At 66.7% G+C, this 16837-nt stretch carries 16 protein-coding genes; 10 read left to right on the top strand and 6 right to left on the bottom strand.

The features are described 5' to 3' along the window. Positions 1-27: 27 nt before the first annotated feature. A complete protein-coding gene (locus AC6CIE_RS21500) occupies positions 28-1683 on the bottom strand; it encodes an acyl-CoA synthetase (RefSeq protein ID WP_175138493.1) in 1656 nt (551 codons plus the stop codon). 160 nt (positions 1684-1843) lie between these two features. Here AC6CIE_RS21500 and AC6CIE_RS21495 point away from each other — a divergent pair, with 160 nt between their 5' ends. Continuing rightward, positions 1844-2554 (top strand): Crp/Fnr family transcriptional regulator, encoded by a 711-nt coding sequence (locus AC6CIE_RS21495; RefSeq protein ID WP_498093882.1) that lies wholly within the window; start codon positions 1844-1846, stop codon positions 2552-2554. Positions 2555-2560: 6 nt separating this feature from the next. Here the strand turns inward: AC6CIE_RS21495 and AC6CIE_RS21490 are convergent, their stop codons facing one another. Beyond that, the gene (locus AC6CIE_RS21490) at positions 2561-3295 is read right to left on the bottom strand and encodes an aspartate/glutamate racemase family protein (protein ID WP_498093881.1); all 735 of its coding nucleotides are present in this window, start codon (positions 3293-3295) and stop codon (positions 2561-2563) included. 255 nt (positions 3296-3550) lie between these two features. On the opposite strand from AC6CIE_RS21490, the gene AC6CIE_RS21485 reads away from it, so the two are divergent. After that, on the top strand, positions 3551-5836 hold the full coding sequence (locus AC6CIE_RS21485; protein ID WP_175124194.1) for a nitric-oxide reductase large subunit: 2286 nt from the start codon (positions 3551-3553) through the stop codon (positions 5834-5836). A gap of 111 nt (positions 5837-5947) precedes the next feature. Then, positions 5948-6787, top strand: a complete 840-nt coding sequence (locus AC6CIE_RS21480) for an SUMF1/EgtB/PvdO family nonheme iron enzyme (RefSeq protein WP_498093880.1) — start codon at positions 5948-5950, stop codon at positions 6785-6787. Positions 6788-6875: 88 nt separating this feature from the next. Here the strand turns inward: AC6CIE_RS21480 and AC6CIE_RS21475 are convergent, their stop codons facing one another. Next, positions 6876-7736 carry a Crp/Fnr family transcriptional regulator gene (locus tag AC6CIE_RS21475; protein WP_498093878.1) on the bottom strand — a complete coding sequence of 287 codons (861 nt, stop codon included), beginning with the start codon at positions 7734-7736 and terminating at the stop codon, positions 6876-6878. Positions 7737-7927: 191 nt separating this feature from the next. Between AC6CIE_RS21475 and nirK the strand changes: the two genes are divergently transcribed. After that, positions 7928-9010 (top strand): copper-containing nitrite reductase, encoded by a 1083-nt coding sequence (nirK, locus tag AC6CIE_RS21470; protein WP_175124087.1) that lies wholly within the window; start codon positions 7928-7930, stop codon positions 9008-9010. 71 nt (positions 9011-9081) lie between these two features. Then, complete coding sequence (locus AC6CIE_RS21465; RefSeq protein ID WP_175124088.1) at positions 9082-9408, top strand: c-type cytochrome; 327 nt, start codon at positions 9082-9084, stop codon at positions 9406-9408. A gap of 73 nt (positions 9409-9481) precedes the next feature. Here AC6CIE_RS21465 and AC6CIE_RS21460 read toward each other — a convergent pair whose 3' ends face one another. Further along, positions 9482-10105 carry a LysE family translocator gene (locus AC6CIE_RS21460; protein WP_498093876.1) on the bottom strand — a complete coding sequence of 208 codons (624 nt, stop codon included), beginning with the start codon at positions 10103-10105 and terminating at the stop codon, positions 9482-9484. 126 nt (positions 10106-10231) lie between these two features. On the opposite strand from AC6CIE_RS21460, the gene gorA reads away from it, so the two are divergent. Beyond that, positions 10232-11590: a glutathione-disulfide reductase gene (gene gorA / locus AC6CIE_RS21455; protein ID WP_498093874.1), complete on the top strand. Its 1359-nt coding sequence runs from the start codon at positions 10232-10234 to the stop codon at positions 11588-11590. Positions 11591-11647: 57 nt separating this feature from the next. On the opposite strand, the gene AC6CIE_RS21450 is transcribed toward gorA, so the two are convergent. Beyond that, positions 11648-12469, bottom strand: a complete 822-nt coding sequence (locus tag AC6CIE_RS21450) for a DUF72 domain-containing protein (RefSeq protein WP_498093872.1) — start codon at positions 12467-12469, stop codon at positions 11648-11650. A 153-nt stretch (positions 12470-12622) separates the two neighbouring features. Between AC6CIE_RS21450 and AC6CIE_RS21445 the strand changes: the two genes are divergently transcribed. Continuing rightward, complete coding sequence (locus AC6CIE_RS21445) at positions 12623-13255, top strand: LysE family translocator (protein ID WP_498093870.1); 633 nt, start codon at positions 12623-12625, stop codon at positions 13253-13255. Continuing rightward, positions 13255-13551: a hypothetical protein gene (locus AC6CIE_RS21440; protein ID WP_175124093.1), complete on the top strand. Its 297-nt coding sequence runs from the start codon at positions 13255-13257 to the stop codon at positions 13549-13551. The genes AC6CIE_RS21445 and AC6CIE_RS21440 overlap by 1 nt, the downstream gene beginning before the upstream one ends. A 6-nt stretch (positions 13552-13557) precedes the next feature. Here the strand turns inward: AC6CIE_RS21440 and pdxR are convergent, their stop codons facing one another. Then, positions 13558-15051, bottom strand: coding sequence for a MocR-like pyridoxine biosynthesis transcription factor PdxR (pdxR, locus tag AC6CIE_RS21435; protein WP_498093868.1), 1494 nt, complete (start codon positions 15049-15051; stop codon positions 13558-13560). 122 nt (positions 15052-15173) lie between these two features. Here pdxR and AC6CIE_RS21430 point away from each other — a divergent pair, with 122 nt between their 5' ends. Both AC6CIE_RS21430 and AC6CIE_RS21425 read left to right on the top strand, forming a co-directional pair. Further along, entirely contained in the window at positions 15174-15926 is a 753-nt protein-coding gene (locus AC6CIE_RS21430) for a GNAT family N-acetyltransferase (RefSeq protein ID WP_175185060.1), read from the top strand. Continuing rightward, entirely contained in the window at positions 15917-16801 is an 885-nt protein-coding gene (locus AC6CIE_RS21425) for a DMT family transporter (RefSeq protein ID WP_218343416.1), read from the top strand. The genes AC6CIE_RS21430 and AC6CIE_RS21425 overlap by 10 nt, the downstream gene beginning before the upstream one ends. Positions 16802-16837: the final 36 nt, after the last annotated feature.

The following is a 16837-nucleotide window of genomic DNA, read 5'->3' as shown; positions in this document are numbered from 1 at the left end:
CGCTCCTGGTTTTATGGGTTAAGCGGATCAGGCCGGCTTGCCGGGGTCGGCCACGTCGATCGCGGACGTGGCGCCGACCGCGGCGCGCAGCTCGAATTTCTGGATCTTGCCGGTGGAGGTCTTGGGCAGGTCACCGAAGCGTACCGCGCGCGGCACCTTGAAGCCGGACAACAGCAGCTTGCAGTGCGCGATGATCTCTTCGGCGGTGGCGGTGCAGCCGGGCTTGAGCTCGACGAAGGCGCAGGGCGTCTCGCCCCATTTGGGATCGGGCATGGCCACCACGGCTACCGCCGCCACGGCGGGATGCCGGTACAGCGCGTCCTCGACTTCGATGCTGGAGATGTTCTCGCCGCCCGAGATGATGATGTCCTTGCTCCGGTCTTTGATGCGGACATAGCCGTCGGCCGTCATCACGCCCAGGTCGCCGGTGTGGAACCAGCCCCCGGCAAAGGCGTCCTCGGTCGCGCGCGCGTTCTTCAAGTATCCCTTCATGCAGATGTTGCCGCGGAACATGACCTCGCCGATGGTTTCCTCATCGCGCGGCACTTCGGCCATCGTTTCCGGGTTGCGCACCGACACGCCGGCCTGCAGGTGATAGCGCACGCCCTGGCGCGCGGTCAGCAGCGCGCGGCGCTCGGGGTCCAGCGCGTCCCAGGCGTCCTGGTGCGCGCAGACGGCGGCCGGTCCGTAGACTTCGGTCAGGCCATACACGTGGGTCAGCTCAAAGCCGATCTCCCGCATCTTGTCGATGACGGCTGGCGCGGGCGCGGCGCCCGCCACCATGGTGCGCACTGTGTGCGTGATGCCCGCGCGCAGCTCGGCCGGCGCGTTGGCCAGCGCGCTCTGCACGATGGGCGCGCCGCAGTAGTGGGTGACGCCTTCGTCGCGGATCAGGTCGAACACCGTCTTGGGATCGAACTTGCGCAGGCACACGTTCACGCCCGCACGCGCCGCGATGGTCCAGGCGAAGCACCAGCCGTTGCAATGAAAGAGCGGCAGCGTCCACAGGTAGACGGGATGCTTGGGCATGTCCCATTCGAGGATGTTGCTGACCGCGTTCAGGTAGGCGCCGCGGTAGTGATAGACCACGCCCTTCGGGTCGCCCGTGGTGCCGGACGTGTAGTTCAGCGCGATGGCGTCCCATTCGTCCGCGGGCGGCTTCCAGTCGAAGGTGGCGGGCGCGGCGGCCAGGAAATCTTCGTAGTCGGCGGCGCCCGGCAACGTGGCGGCGGCGCCTTCCAGGTCGTGCACCGAGATGATTTTCAGGTGCGGGAATTCGGCGCGGGCGCGCTGCGCGACGTCGGCGTATTCGGTGTCAATGATGAGCGCGCGGGCCTCGCCGTGGCCCAGCATGAACAACACGCTGGGCGCGTCCAGCCGCGTGTTCAACGTGTTCAGCACGGCGCCCAGCATGGGCACGCCGAAGTGCGCTTCCACCATGGCGGGGATGTTGGGCAGCATGACGGCAACCGTGTCGCCGCGCTGGATGCCGGCCTGCGCCAGCGCGCCGGCCAGGCGCTGGGCGCGTTCATACGTTTGCGCCCAGGTGCGGCGGATCTTGCCGTGGACGACGGCCAGCTTTTGGCCATAGACCTGCGCCGCGCGGGCGATGAAATCCACCGGGGTCAGGGCTTCGTGATTGGCTTCGCGGCGCGCGAGGCCGTGATCGAACATGCCGGTCATGCTTGTCTCCAATGGGGCGGGGTGGCCCCTTATCCAGGTCTGCGGGGTTTGATCCCCGTCGCTTGCCCTAGCTTATGGCCGGCCGGAAAATGGCGTCTGTCGCCTGCATGACAGACCCTCGGCCGGCGGCGCAATCCCCAAGTTTTACACGGTTCTTCCCATGTCCGATGTTTCAAACACAGTTTCCCCCGACGAACTGCCGATGCTGTTTCGGGCCTGTCCGTGGTTCGGTGCGCTGGAGGCACGGCACCAGGACCTGGTGCTGGCGACCTCGCGCGCGGAACTCGTCGGCAGCGGGGCGTGGATTGCGCGGCGTAATGCGCCGTCGGACTACTGGCTGGGGGTGAGCCGCGGGCTGCTAAAGCTGGCGATCTACAACGAGTCCGGCCGCAGTTGCACGTTCTCCGGTGTGCCGCCGGGCGGCTGGTTCGGAGAGGGCAGCGTCATCAAACGCGAGCTGCGCAAGTACGACGTGGTCGCCATCCAGCCGTCGCTGGTGATGCTGGTGCCCGCTGCAACCTTCCATGCGCTGCTGTCGGCGAGCCTGCCGTTTTCGCACTTTGTCATCGGCCAGTTGAATGACCGCATGGGCGAGTTCATCGCGTCCATCCAGAACCACCGTTTGCTCGATGCCGACGCGCGCGTGGCGCAATCGCTGGCGCAGCTCTTCAATCCGCAGCTGTATCCGTCCACCGACCTGACCCTGGCCATATCGCAGGAAGAATTGGGATATCTGACCGGCCTGTCGCGCCAGCGGGTCAACCAGGCGCTGCAGACGCTGGCCGACCAGGGAATGTTGGCGCTGGCGTACAACCAGATCAAGGTGCTGGACCTGGGCCGGTTGCGGCAGTACGGGCTGGATCAGCTCTGACGGGAATCAGGGCGCCGTGCCGCCCCGCGCAACGTCAAAGGCGGGGGCCAGCGCACGGTCCAGCGCGGCGCGCGCCAGCAGGCGGGTCGAGTCGAGCGTGGGCAGGGCGCAATTGCCGTCGTTCAGCACCAGCGGCAGTTCGGTGCAGCCCAGCACCACCGCGTCGCAGCCGTCGTCTTTCAGGCGTTCGACGATGCCTTGCAACTGCGCCACCGACGCGGGCTTGATCACACCGTGGACCAGCTCGTCCATGATGATGCGGCCCAGCAGCAGGCGGTCGTCCTGCGGCGGCCGCGCGTAGTCCAGGGCACGTGCCGCCAAGGCCGCGGGGTAGACGTCGCTGTCCACCAGCCAGTGCGTGCCCAGGATGCCGATCCGCCGGTAACCGCGCGCCGCCGCCACGGCGGCGACCTCCTGCGCGATGTGCAGCCACAGCCGCGGCGAGTCCGCCACGACGCGGTCCATCGCCTGGTGGATGGTGTTGTCCGGGCAGATCAGGAAATCCGCGCCGGCGCGGGCCAGCTTGTTCGCCGACGACAACATCAGGGCGGCAACGCCGTCCAGGTCGCGGGCGTCCAGGCAGGCGACGTAATCCGCCAGCGAATGGGTGTGTAGCGAAATCTCGGGATGGGCGTGCGGGCGCATGCGCTGCGCGCCTTCGGCGCACAAGGTGCGGTAGCAGAGCGCGGCGCCCTCGGCGGAGCAGGCGACGATGCCGATGTGCAGCGGCGTGGCGTTCATCCAGTCGATTCCTTCTTCAGGGCCCGGTAGCCGGACGGCAGGGAACAGGTCGGGCGTGATCGATTGTAGGGGTGTCGGCCGTTAGGGTATTGCAGGGTCAAATTCACCTCGTGGCGGTGATTTGTACCCGTCCAGTCAACAGTAAAAATCACCACGCCGAATCCAACCTGTTGATTCGGCGTGGTTTTTTTCTGGCATGGATTTCGCATGAGGACACGTACCCAACCAACCGCAACACAGGAGGGCGTTCCCATCATGGGTCCGTATCGGAAATTATGGTTCACGTTGATCGCCGTGGTGGCGATCACATTTGCGCTGCTAGGCTTCTACGGCGGCGAGGTCTACCGCCAGGCGCCGCCCATTCCCGGGCAGGTGGTGACGTCCGATGGCCGCGCACTGTTCGGCCGCGAAGACATTCTGGACGGGCAGACCGCCTGGCAATCCGTCGGCGGCATGCAGCTTGGCTCGATCTGGGGCCACGGCGCGTACCAGGCGCCTGACTGGACGGCCGACTGGCTGCATCGCGAACTGACCGCCTGGCTGGACCTGGCCGCGCGCGACGAGCACGGCCAGGCCTACGCCCAATTGCCCGCGCCGCAGCAGGCCGCGCTGCGCGAAGCGCTCAAGGCCGAGTACCGCGCCAATCGCAGCGACGCAGCCACCGACACGCTGACCATCACGCCGCGCCGCGCGAAGGCCATCGAACAGACGGCCGCTTACTACGAGCAGCTGTTCTCCGATGCGCCCGCCCTGCAAGGCAGTCGCGAGAGCTTCGCCATGAAGGAAAACACGCTGCCCGACGCCAAGCGCCGCACGCAGCTGACGCATTTCTTCTTCTGGACAGCCTGGGCGGCAGCCACCGAACGCGAAGGCATGTCGGTCACCTACACCAACAACTGGCCGCACGAACCGCTGATCGGCAACCAGCCCAGCGCTGAAAACGTCATGTGGTCGATCATCAGCGTGGTTGTGCTGCTGGCGGGCATCGGCTTCCTGGTCTGGGCCTGGGCCTTCATGCGTGGCCAGGAAGAAGAAGAGCCGCAAGCGCCCGCGCGCGATCCGCTCACCGCCTTTGCCCTGACGCCCTCGCAGCGCGCCCTGGGCAAGTATTTGTTCCTGGTCGTGGCGCTGTTCGGCTTCCAGGTGCTGCTGGGCGGTTTCACCGCGCACTACACCGTTGAAGGGCAGAAGTTCTATGGCATCGACGTCTCGCAGTGGTTCCCGTATTCGCTGGTGCGCACCTGGCACATCCAGAGCGCCCTGTTCTGGATCGCAACGGGCTTCCTGGCCGCCGGCTTGTTCCTGGCCCCGCTGATCAACGGCGGACGCGATCCCAAGTTCCAGAAGGTAGGCGTCGACATTCTGTTCTGGGCGCTGGTGCTGGTCGTGGTCGGCTCGTTCGCCGGCAACTACCTGGCCATTGCGCAGATCATGCCGCCCGAGCTGAATTTCTGGCTGGGTCACCAAGGCTATGAATACGTCGACCTGGGCCGTCTGTGGCAGATCGGCAAGTTTGCCGGCATCTGCTTCTGGCTGGTGCTGATGCTGCGCGGAATCGTGCCCGCGCTGCGCACGCCGGGCGGCGACAAGAACCTGCTGGCGCTGCTGACGGCCTCCGTCGGCGCCATTGGTCTCTTCTACGGCGCCGGCTTCTTCTACGGCGAACGCACCCACCTGACCATCATGGAGTACTGGCGCTGGTGGATCGTCCACCTGTGGGTCGAAGGCTTCTTTGAAGTGTTCGCCACCACGGCGCTGGCCTTCATTTTCTCGACCCTGGGTCTGGTGTCGCGCCGCATGGCAACGACCGCCAGCCTGGCCTCGGCCTCGCTCTTCATGCTGGGCGGCATTCCCGGCACGTTCCACCACCTGTATTTCGCGGGCACGACCACGCCCGTGATGGCCGTCGGCGCCAGCTTCTCGGCGCTGGAAGTCGTGCCGCTGATCGTGCTGGGCTACGAAGCCTGGGAAAACTGGCGCCTGAAGACCCGCGCCGCGTGGATGGACAACCTGAAGTGGCCGCTGATGTGCTTTGTGGCCGTGGCCTTCTGGAACATGCTGGGCGCTGGCGTCTTCGGCTTCATGATCAACCCGCCGATCTCGCTGTATTACATCCAGGGTCTGAACACCACGCCGGTGCACGCGCACGCCGCGCTGTTCGGGGTGTACGGCTTCCTGGCGCTGGGCTTCACGCTGCTGGTGCTGCGCTACATCCGTCCGCAGTATGCGTTGAACCCGGGCCTCATGAAGCTGGCGTTCTGGGGCATGAACATCGGCCTCGTGCTGATGATCTTCACCAGCTTGTTGCCGGTGGGCCTGATCCAGTTCCATGCCAGCGTCAGCGAAGGCATGTGGTACGCCCGCAGCGAAGCCTTCATGCAGCAGGACCTGCTCAAGACCCTGCGCTGGGGCCGCACGTTCGGCGACGTGGTGTTCCTGCTGGGCGCGCTGGCGATGGTGATGCAGGTGATCCTGGGCCTGCTCAGCAGCAAGCCTGCGCTGGTCGAGCCGCGGCTCACGCCCAAGGCCGCGCGCGGCTGATCCCGGCACCTTCGCGACTTTGCGCCAGCGCAACGTTGCGAAGGCGGCCTCCCGGTCCAATGGAAGCCAAGCCTGCGCCGGTTCGGCGCGGGCGCTTCGGAGAAACTCCGCATGCGCTTCCTGCCGATCGCCGCCGCCCTTTCAATATTGTTGACCGCTTGCGGGCCCGCAGACCGGGCCCGCTTTGCATTGCCGGAACTGACGCGGCTGCCGCCCGGCGAGGTCACCCATCAGCCACCCGGTGATGCCCTGCGTAACGGTTATCCCGTCACGCCCGCGCCGGTCACCACGCGGCATTCACGCGGTGTCGCCATCATGACGCGTCAGGTCAGCCAGGCGGAATACGCGGCGTGCGTGGCCGCCGGCGCCTGCAAACCGTTGGACGCGGAACACCGCAAGGACAATTCTCCGGATCTGCCCGCCACGGGCATCAGCTGGTCGGACGCCTCGGCCTACGCGGCGTGGTTGTCCGGGTCGACGGGTCAGCGCTATCGATTGCCGCGCTACGCGGAATGGATCTATGCGGCGGGCGAGGCCTATCGCGAAGAAACACCGCCAGCGGCCTTGCAGGACAACAACCAGGATCCCAACGACCCCGCACAGCGCTGGCTGGCGGAATACGAACAGGAAAGCCGCCGCAGCGGGCAGGGCGCCGAAACCGCGGTGCGGCCGTTCGGCCATTACGGCGCCAACGCGGCGGGCATCAAGGACATGGCGGGCAGCGTGTGGGATTGGACTTCGGACTGTCACTCACGCCGCGTGCTGGACGCGGGAACGGGGGCGGAGTCGCCGGAAGACGCCGACCTCAGCCGCAACTGCGGCATCCGCGTCGCGGCGGGGCGGCACATCGCGTATCTGCCGGATTTCATCCGCGACCCCAAGAGCGGCGCCTGTTCAGTCGGCGTGCCGCCCGCCAATTTGGGATTGCGGCTGGTGCTGGAAGAGGGGTAGGCCGCACAGGCGGCGCTGTACACGCGGCACTGCAGTCGCGGCACTGCAGTCGCGGCGGATGCGGGCAGTGAGCCCGCCCTCGCCAACGCTAGTGCGCAGCCAGTTCAGCGGCAGTGCGATCGCCGGCCGTATGACCGGCAGCCGCACGATCGGCGGCCGTACGAGCGGCGCCTTTGATTTTCATGGCGGCGTCGGTATCCGTTGCCGGCGAGCCGCTGCGGCACGACAGGCACGACGCGCAGTCCATGGCGGGCTGCGCGTTTTCGGACAGCCGGGTCAGCGCCGCGGGCGACCGCAGCACGATGCGCTTGCGGCCGCTGCTGACGATGCCGCGCTGCTTCCAGTCGCTGAGCAGGCGGCTGACCGTATGCAGCGTGGTGCCGGTCATCTCGGCCACGTCCTGGCGCGTGATGGGAAAGCTGATGCCGATGCCGTCGTGCGTGGGCTGGCCGGATTGCTGGACCAGCCGCAGGATGGCGCGCGCGACGCGTTGCTCGACTTCGTCGGTGGACAATTCCTGGATGCGGATGTGCGCGTCCTGCAAGCGTTGCCCCATGGTCTGCAGCGCGATCGCACCCAATTGCGGATGGCTGGCCATGAAGCTTTCCCAGGCTTCTGCGGGCCACGCCAGGCAGACGCTTTCCTGCACGGCCAGCACGCTGGCCGGGTAACAGGACTGCCGCATGGCGCAAGCCAGGCCAAACATATCGCCCGGATTGACATATCTCACGACAACTTGGTCGCCTTCCGATGTAATTTGTGTGACCTTGAGGCAGCCGTGCAGCAGCACGAAGAAATGGGCGCCTTCCGCACCCTGGCGGTAGGCGGCTTCGCCGGCTTCAAGACGGCATGGAACGGCGTCTTTCAGTGCGGCATCAAGCTGCGTATCGGACAACGGCCTGAACAGGTCCAGGTTGCGCAGCAAGGCATGGCATAAGGGCGATGGCATGGCGGTCCGCTTATGGGCGTGGTGAAATTTTCCACGCGTCGATGGTGACACCTGGGGGTCACCCTGACAACGTGTGGGCGCTCGCAGGGTTATCCCGAATTTGCGCTACAGCAAAGAACGCGATCGCTCGCGGTTCTTCAATGGAGGTGCCGACAGACTCGGCTTTGAAGAAACCGAAAGAGGAGTAGCACATGAACGCGTTGCGCCCCACCTTGCTTGCCGCCGCCCTGATGTTCTCGATGGCAGGCGGTCTGGCTTCCGCCCAGAATGCGGACACGCTGCCGCGCGCCAAGGTCACGCTGGTTGCCCCGCCGATGGTCCATCCGCATGAGCAGGTGGCCAAGTCGGGACCCAAGGTTGTCGAATTCACCATGACCATCGAAGAAAAGAAGATGGTCATCGACGGTAAGGGCACCACGCTGCAGGCCATGACTTTCAACGGATCCATGCCCGGCCCCACGATGGTCGTGCACGAGGGCGACTACGTGGAGCTGACCCTGGTCAATCCCAAGACCAACGCCATGCCGCACAACGTCGACTTCCACGCCGCGACGGGCGCACTGGGCGGCGCCAAGCTCACCAACGTGAACCCCGGCGAACAGGCCACGCTGCGCTTCAAGGCCGACCGCGCCGGCACCTTCGTCTATCACTGTGCCCCTGAAGGCATGGTGCCGTGGCACGTCGTGGCCGGCATGAGCGGCACGATCATGGTGCTGCCGCGCGATGGCCTGAAGGATCCGCAGGGCAAGTCGCTGAAGTACGACCGCGTCTACACGATCGGCGAGTTCGACCTCTACATCCCCAAGGACGCCAACGGCAAGTACAAAGACTACGCGACCCTCGCCGAAAGCTACGGCGACACGGTGGAAGTCATGCGCAAGCTGACCCCGTCGCACATCGTCTTCAACGGCAAGGTCGGCGCACTGACGGGCGACAACGCCCTCACCGCCAAGGTTGGCGAAACCGTGCTGCTGATCCATTCGCAAGCCAACCGCGACACGCGCCCGCACCTGATCGGCGGCCACGGCGACTGGGTCTGGGAAACCGGCAAATTCAACAACCCGCCCGAAAAGGACCTGGAAACCTGGTTCATTCGCGGCGGTTCCGCCGGGGCGGCGCTGTACACGTTCAAGCAGCCCGGCGTGTACGCCTACCTGAACCACAACCTGATCGAAGCCTTTGAACTGGGCGCGGCCGGGCACATCAAGGTCGAGGGCAAGTGGAACGACGACCTGATGAAGCAGATCAAGGCGCCGGGTCCCATCCCGCAGTAATGGCCGGCCGGCAAGGCGCGCGCGGCGCGTCTTGCCGGGTTGTTCCCCTTCTAAAGCCTGGACTCTCCGCCATGCCCAAATTTGCTCGACTCTTTTTTGCCCTTGCGCTGACGGGCCTGCCCGTCCAGCATGCCGCGGCTGACACCGTTGCCGCCGTCAATCCCGCCGGCGAAAAACTCTACAAGTCCGCCTGTGTCGTCTGCCATGCCAGCGGCGTGGCCAATGCCCCCAAGCTGGGCGACAAGCAGGCCTGGACGCCTTTCCTGGCGCAGGGCACGGACGCGCTGATGCTTACCGTGCTGAAAGGCAAGGGCGCCATGCCGCCGCGCGGCGGCTCGGCCGCTGACGACGCCACGCTACGTGCCGCGGTGGAATACATGATGGCTGCGGCAAAGTAACGCGTAACCTGGCGCGGCGCGGATTGAAACGCGCGGGATGCCGGCCGCGCGTTTCGCCGTGCTTTTCGCCACGCTACGCGCGGCGGGCCAGCAAGGCCCACACGCCGGCGGCCGACAGCAGCGCGCCGCCACCCAGGTTGAAGCCGCGCTGCGCGCGCGGCGACGCTAGCATGCGCCGGGCCGAGCCGGCAAAGATTGCATAGGCCGCGGCATTGATGCCGGCGCAGGCGACAAACGTCGCCGACAACACCCACAGCTGCTGCGTCACGTCTCGTGCCGGATCGATGAACTGCGGCAGGAAGGCCACGAAGAAGATCATGCCTTTCGGATTCAGTGCGGTCACCAGGTAAGTGTTGGCAAACAGCTTCCAGCGCGAACCCGCCACCGTCGCAACGGGCAGCGTGGCGGGAGACACGCCGGCGCGCAGCAGCCGGTAGCCGAGATACAGCAGGTACAGGCCGCCAATGGTCTTGACCACCGTGAACCAGAACGCGGATGCGGCAAGCAGCGCGCCCAGGCCCAGCAGCGACAGCACCAAGGCGGTGGAATCGCCCAGCGCCACGGCCAGCACCAGCGGCAGGCGGGCGCGCTTGCCGTGCGTAAGCGAATAGCTGATGACGGTAAGAATGGTGGGGCCGGGCAGCATGACGAGCAGGGCGGAAGCGCCCAGGAAGGCCAGCCAGGTTTCGAACGACATGGAAGGAACTCCGTAGGAAGGGCCAGCGCGCGGGGCCGGCTGCGGCCAATGTATTCCAACCGTGGTGTTAAATACAGCTTTCCCGGACAGTGAACGCCGGCTGGCAGGCCGCGCGAAGGAAACCCCATGGCATTTGACTTTGACCTGTTTGTGATCGGCGCGGGCTCGGGCGGCGTACGCGCGGCCCGCTTTTCCGCCAGTTTCGGTGCGCGCGTGGCGGTGGCGGAAAGCCGCTACCTGGGAGGCACGTGTGTGAACGTGGGCTGCGTGCCCAAGAAACTGCTGGTCTACGGCGCGCACTACAGCGAAGACTTCGAGCAGGCGCACGGTTTTGGCTGGAGCGCGGACGCGCCCAAGTTCGACTGGCCCACGCTGATCGCGAACAAGAACCGCGAGATCGAGCGCCTGAACGGCATCTACCGCAACCTGCTGGTCAACAGCGGCGTGACGCTGCTTGAAGGCCACGCGCGCATCGTCGATCCGCACAAGGTCGAAATCAACGGCAAGACCTATTGCGCCGAACACATTCTGGTGGCAACGGGCGGCTGGCCGCAGGTGCCCGACATTCCCGGCAAGGAACTCGCCATCACCTCCAACGAGGCCTTCTTCCTGAAGGACCTGCCGCGCCGCGTGCTGGTCGTGGGCGGCGGCTACATCGCCGTGGAGTTCGCGTCCATCTTCAACGGCATGGGCGCACAGACCGTCCAGTCGTATCGCGGCCCGCTCTTCCTGCGCGGATTTGACCTGGGCGTGCGCGAGCACCTGCGCGACGAACTGGTCAAGAAGGGCATCGACCTGCGCATGAACACCGAGGTCGCGCGCATCGACAAGCGCGCCGACGGATCGCTGGCCGCCACCTGCAAGGATGGTTCCGTCATCGAGACCGATTGCGTGTTCTACGCTACGGGCCGCCGTCCGATGCTGGACAACCTGGGGCTGGAAAACACCGGCGTGAAGCTGCGCGAAGATGGCTTCATCGAGGTCGATGACGAGTACCGCACCGCGGAGCCGTCCATCCTGGCTATCGGCGACGTGATCGGCCGCGTGCCGCTGACGCCCGTGGCGCTGGCCGAAGGCATGGCGGTGGCGCGGCGCCTGTTCCGCCCGCACGAATACCGCAAGGTCGACTACAAGCTGATCCCCACTGCGGTATTCAGCCTGCCCAACATCGGCACGGTGGGCCTGACCACCGAAGAGGCGCGCGAAGCCGGCTACGAGGTCCGGCTGTTCGAAAGCCGCTTCCGCCCCATGAAGCTGACGCTGACCGAATCGCAGGAACGCACGCTGATGAAGGTGATCGTCGACGCGCAGACCGATCGCGTGCTGGGCGTGCACATGGTGGGTCCGGAGGCCGGCGAGATCGTGCAGGGACTGGCCGTGGCGCTGAAGGCGGGGGCGACCAAGGCGGTGTTCGACGACACCATCGGCATCCATCCCACGGCAGCCGAAGAGTTCGTGACGATGCGCACGCCCGTCGCGGAATAAAGCCTGTGAACCGGCGGGGCCGCAACCGCCAGATGGCGCGAGCGGCGTGCGCCGGCGCTACAGGCGTTGAATCATCGCGCGCGCCGCTGCCGGCGCGCGTTCTTTTGCGCCATTGATGAAGTACGCGAAGACATCTTGCGATTTTTTCCCGGAGGCCGCTTTGCCGATAAGCGGCAGGTCCTCCGGGTCCGCGCCGCGTGACCAGATCCGGAATCGCTCCGCCCAGGTGTCCAGCGCCTTGGGCGCGTAACCGGCCTTGTAGGCCGTGCTGGCGCGCATCAGCCGCGCGTAGACAAAGTCCGCCGTCCGGTCGGCGATGGCGGGAAACTCATCGCTATCGGTGTACACGGTCGCCGCGCGATGGCGGCGCGCAAGGGCCACGTATTCCTCGCAGGCAAAGCTGGGATGGCGCACGTCCAGCGCGTGCCGCAACGGCAAACCGTCCACCTTGTCCGGCAGCAATTCCAGGAAGGCGCCAAAATCCTCCGGGTCGAACTGTTTGGTCGGCGCGAACTGCCACACGATGGGCCCCAGCTTCGGTCCCAGTTCGGCGATGCCGCTGTTCACGAACTTGGCAATCGAGTCCTTGGCGCCCGCCAGTTCGCGCCGGTCGGTCGAATACCGCGATGCCTTCAGCGAAAAGACGAAGTCGTCGGGCGTTTCATCGCGCCACTTGGCGAAGGTGGCGGGCTTCTGGGTGCCGTAGTAGGTGCCGTTGATCTCGATGGCCGTGACCTGCCGGCTGGCGTATTCCAGCTCGCGCGCATGGGGCAGGTCGTCGGGATAGAAGACGCCGCGCCACGGTTCGAAGGTCCAGCCGCCGATGCCGACTCGGATCGCGGCGGGGCTGTCTGCCGGGGACGGATGACGTTTCGGCATGGGCTGCGCTCCACAGGAAGGGGTCGAGCGGTCCACTGTATCGCCGGCGCGACGAGCCGCCAACCCCGCCCGAAAATTCCGCTGTTCCGATACAGTTTTCGGCTAAGGTGTGCAGTCACGACCCGACTTCTGACCGGCGCGCGCCGGCACTCCATGCCTGACCTGACACATCTGCTGACTTTCGCCCTGGTAGCGCTGGGCATGGTGCTCACGCCCGGGCCCAACATGATCTACCTGGTGTCGCGCTCCATCTCGCAAGGGCCGCAGGCCGGCCTGATTTCGCTGGGCGGGGTGGCGGTGGGATTCATCTTCTACGTGGCCTGTGCGGCGTTCGGCATCACTGCCTTGCTGATGGCTGTGCCCTATGCCTACGACGTGCTGCGCATCGGCGGTGCGCTTTACCTGCTCTACATGGCGTGGCAGGCAATCCGTCCGGGCGGCCGCTCGCCGTTCCAGGTGCATGACCTGCCCAAGAGCAGCCCGCGGCAATTGTTCACGATGGGTCTGCTCACCAATCTGCTCAATCCCAAGATCGCCGTCATGTACGTGTCGCTGCTGCCGCAATTCATCCAGCCCGACCACGGCAGCGTCTTCGCCCAGTCGCTGGCGCTGGGCATGACGCAGGTCGTGATCAGCTTGTCGGTGAACGCCCTGATCGCCATCATGGCCGGCTCCATTGCCGGGTTCCTGGCGGGCCGTCCGCTGTGGATGGTGGTGCAGCGCTGGCTGATGGGCACCGTGCTGGCCGGCCTGGCCGTGCGCATGCTTGTGGATACGCGCCGCTGATGCCCGCCGACGACGGATTTTTCGCGACGCTGGGCGGCATGCTTGGCGAGGGCCTGCGCGCCATCGTTGCAGGGATCAAATGGCTGCTCGGCGGGCTGGGCGGCGCGCTGGCCGATTTCTATGGCGGGCTGGCCGGCGCGATGGGCATGAGCCCGTCGATCTTCAATCTGGTGCTGTTGGCGCTGGGCCTGATGTTCCTGTGGGGCGCGATCAAGGCGCTGCTGCGGCGGTCCATCCTGGGTTTTCTGTTCTGGGCGTTCATGACGCTGCTGGTGCTGGGCGGGCTGGTCGACTAGCGCGTCCTAAGCCGCTTTCGCCACCGCCAGCGCCACGTCCCGCAGCCGGCGCACCAGCGCCGGAAACCGCTCCGCACCCGTGTTGCCGTAGCCGATCACCAGGCCGTTGTCTTCAATGCGCGGTGTCAGCGCAAACGACGACAGCGCGCCCGGATTCATGCCCAGCTTGCGCGCCTCGGCCACGATCGCCGTGTCGGCATAAGCCGGCGGCAGCCGCACGGTCAGGTGCAGGCCGCAGTGCCCGCCCAAGACTTCGTGCTCAATCCCCAGATGCAAGGCCAGCGCCTCGCGCAGCGCCGCCTGGCGTTCGCGGTACAGGCGCCGCATGCGGCCCAGATGGCGCGAGAACTGGCCGTTTTCGATAAAGGCGGCCATGGCCAGCTGTTCCAGCCGGTGGCCGCCGCGCTGCATTTCGATGACGGATGGCATGGCTTCGCGCGCCAGGGCTTCGGGCAACACCAGAAAGCCCAGGCGCAGGGCCGGGAACATCGTCTTGCTGAACGTGCCGACATACAGCACCGGCGCATCCGGCAGCAGCCCCTGCATGGCGGCGATCGGTTCGCCCTGGTGGCGGAATTCGCTGTCGTAGTCGTCTTCGATGATCCACGCGCCGGCGCGTCGCGCGCGTTCCAGCAGATCGAGCCGGCGGGTCAGCGACAGCACCGCACCGGTCGGGTACTGGTGCGACGGCGTCGTCTGGATCAAACGAGGCGGCTGGCGGGTCCAGGCGCTCTCCGGGATGACAATGCCGTCGGCGTCGACGCGCATGGCCACCACATTGAGGTCGCCGGCATGGAAGGCGGACTTGGCGCCGCGGTAGCCGGGATCTTCCAGCCAGGCGGTATCGCCAGGGTTGGTCAGCAGTTGCACGCACAGCGCCAGCCCGCCCTCTGCGCCTTCGGTGATGACGATGCGCGAGGCGTCGCAATGCACGCCGCGCGACACGCGCAGGTATTGGGCGATGGCTTCGCGCAGTGCAGGTTCGCCGGCCGGATGACCGTAGCCCAGCGCGGTGGCCGGCGCCGCCTGCAGGGCACGGTCCTGCGCGCGGCGCCACGCGTTCACGGGGAATTGCGTCAGCGCGGGCGTGCCGGGCGTCATCGGCAGCGTACCGTCGTGGGTATAGCGGGTGGAGACGATGCGGGAGAGGCGCTGCGCCGTGGCTGGCGGCTGCGCAGGGAGAGGGGCTGCCTCGCGCGCGGCGCTGCGGGCGGCGGCGGGCAGCGGCGCCACGCGGGTGCCCTGGCGGTCGGCAATCACGTAGCCCTCGGCCGTCAATTGCTCGTAGGCGATCAGCACCGTATTGCGCGAGATATCCAATTCTTCGGACAGCGCGCGGGACGACGGCAGCTTGCCGCCCGCGGGTAGCTGGCCGGCAAGGATGGCCTGCTTGAGGCGCTGGATAAGCTGCCGCTGGCGCGGCAGCGAACCCGGGCCGCGTGCCAGCGGACTGGACAGCAGCGGGGCAGTGGCGGTATCGCCCAATGAAGTTTCGATCATGGCCCTATTAAATTCCGGTTTCGTGGCACTTTTTATGATGCCACGGTTCCGATATCGTGAGGCCCTGGGTGTTGCGCCACCGTCGGCGGCGCGCCCTGAACCGATTCCCGAGGCACCGCCGCATGCAACCCCGCACCAACGATTTTCAGCAACCCATCGGCCCGGCGCTGCCCGGCTGGACCACGCGTCCGCGTCCGCCGCTTGAACCCGCGCTTGGCCGCTATTGCCGCCTGGAGCCGCTGTCGGCCGAGCGTCACGCGGCAGATCTGTACCAGGCGTTCAGTCAGGCGCCCGACGACAGCGACTGGACGTACATGGGCGTCGGGCCGTTTGCCGACGAGGCTGCCTACCGGACGTTCGCCGAGGCCGCGCAGGCCAGCCCGGACCCGATGCACCACGCCATCATCGACCTTGCGACGGGCCGCGCCGTCGGCACGCTGGCGCTGATGCGGATCGACGCGCCCAACGGCGTCATCGAGGTCGGGTTCGTGTCCTATTCGCGTCAGCTCAAGCGCACGCGTATCGCCACGGAAGCGCAGTACCTGCTGATGCGCCGTGCCTTCGATGAACTGGGCTACCGCCGTTACGAATGGAAGTGCGACAGCCTGAACGCGCCGTCGCGCGCCGCGGCGCTGCGCCTGGGCTTCAGCTTTGAGGGCATCTTCCGGCAGGCCACGGTCTACAAGGGCCGCAGCCGCGACACGGCGTGGTTCTCGATCATTGACAGCGAATGGCCCGCGCTGCGCGCCGCGTACGAACGCTGGCTCAGCCCGGACAACTTCGATGCCGAAGGCAACCAGCGCCAGGGGTTGGCATCGCTGATCGCCACTGAGCGGGGCAGCAACGCCGGGGGAGACCACGCGGCGTGCGCCTGATCCCGGTGGCATTGGCCCTGTTCTGGGGCCTGAACTGGCCGGCGGTGAAGATCATTCTGTCGATCTTCCCGCCGTTCACCTTGCGCGTGCTGGGACTGGGCAGCGGCGCGCTGCTGCTGTTGCTGCTGGCGGGCGCCAAGCGGCTGCCGCTCTTGCCGCCGCGCAGCGCGTGGCCCGGCATTGCGGTGGGCGGCGTCTTGGCGGTGGCCGTATTCAATCTGGCCGTGGCCTGGGCGCAGCTCAGCACCAGCACGTCGCGCGCGGCAGTGCTGACTTTCACCATGCCGATGATGTCCGCGCTGTTGGCGTGGCTGGTGCTGGGCGAACGGCTGGACCGCCGCCGCGGCCTGGCGCTGCTGCTGGGCGCGTGCGGCGTCGCGGTGCTGGCCTGGCCGGTGCTGCAGGCGGTGTTCGGCGGCAATGACGTGGCCGCCGCCAAGGGGCTGGTGTTTCCGCTGGTGGCGGCGTTCGGGTGGGCAGCCGGCACGGTGTATCTGAAGCGCTGGCCCGTCGCGGGCGATCGCATCGTCATCACCGCGTGGCAGCTCGTCGTCGGCGCCGGTTGCGCCCTGGCCGGCGCGCTGATCGCCGGCGAATCCTTTCCCACGCGCGGCTGGACCGTCAGCGTCGCGGGGGCGCTCTCGTTTCACATCATCCTGGGCACTGCGGTCGCGTACTGGCTGTGGTTCGTGCTGAGCGAGCGTGTCAGCGCCACCGTCGCCGCGCTGACCACGCTGATGGTGCCGGTCGTGGGCGTGCTGGGCGCGATGGCGCTGGTGGGCGACCGGCCGGCCCCGGCGGACTGGTGGGGATTTGCGTTCGTGATGGCCGGGGCGGGGCTGATCGTGTTGAATCTAGGTCAGCGGCGCGCCTGACCTGGATCAGCGGCGCATCTGACCCAAGTCAGCGAC

The organism is Achromobacter sp. GQ309, from assembly GCF_059759315.1.
The sequence above is the reverse complement of the archived record's forward strand: the minus strand, read 5'-3'. Positions and strand labels throughout refer to the sequence as shown.

Bases quoted from the DNA above. Each gene is read 5' to 3' on its own strand.
- AC6CIE_RS21500 (WP_175138493.1), bottom strand. From the start codon at position 1,683: ATGACCGGCATGTTCGATCACGGCCTCGCGCGCCGCGAAGCCAATCAC.
- AC6CIE_RS21495 (WP_498093882.1), top strand. From the start codon at position 1,844: ATGTCCGATGTTTCAAACACAGTTTCCCCCGACGAACTGCCGATGCTG.
- AC6CIE_RS21490 (WP_498093881.1), bottom strand. From the start codon at position 3,295: ATGAACGCCACGCCGCTGCACATCGGCATCGTCGCCTGCTCCGCCGAG.
- AC6CIE_RS21485 (WP_175124194.1), top strand. From the start codon at position 3,551: ATGGGTCCGTATCGGAAATTATGGTTCACGTTGATCGCCGTGGTGGCG.
- AC6CIE_RS21480 (WP_498093880.1), top strand. From the start codon at position 5,948: ATGCGCTTCCTGCCGATCGCCGCCGCCCTTTCAATATTGTTGACCGCT.
- AC6CIE_RS21475 (WP_498093878.1), bottom strand. From the start codon at position 7,736: ATGCCATCGCCCTTATGCCATGCCTTGCTGCGCAACCTGGACCTGTTC.
- nirK (WP_175124087.1), top strand. From the start codon at position 7,928: ATGAACGCGTTGCGCCCCACCTTGCTTGCCGCCGCCCTGATGTTCTCG.
- AC6CIE_RS21465 (WP_175124088.1), top strand. From the start codon at position 9,082: ATGCCCAAATTTGCTCGACTCTTTTTTGCCCTTGCGCTGACGGGCCTG.
- AC6CIE_RS21460 (WP_498093876.1), bottom strand. From the start codon at position 10,105: ATGTCGTTCGAAACCTGGCTGGCCTTCCTGGGCGCTTCCGCCCTGCTC.
- gorA (WP_498093874.1), top strand. From the start codon at position 10,232: ATGGCATTTGACTTTGACCTGTTTGTGATCGGCGCGGGCTCGGGCGGC.
- AC6CIE_RS21450 (WP_498093872.1), bottom strand. From the start codon at position 12,469: ATGCCGAAACGTCATCCGTCCCCGGCAGACAGCCCCGCCGCGATCCGA.
- AC6CIE_RS21445 (WP_498093870.1), top strand. From the start codon at position 12,623: ATGCCTGACCTGACACATCTGCTGACTTTCGCCCTGGTAGCGCTGGGC.
- AC6CIE_RS21440 (WP_175124093.1), top strand. From the start codon at position 13,255: ATGCCCGCCGACGACGGATTTTTCGCGACGCTGGGCGGCATGCTTGGC.
- pdxR (WP_498093868.1), bottom strand. From the start codon at position 15,051: ATGATCGAAACTTCATTGGGCGATACCGCCACTGCCCCGCTGCTGTCC.
- AC6CIE_RS21430 (WP_175185060.1), top strand. From the start codon at position 15,174: ATGCAACCCCGCACCAACGATTTTCAGCAACCCATCGGCCCGGCGCTG.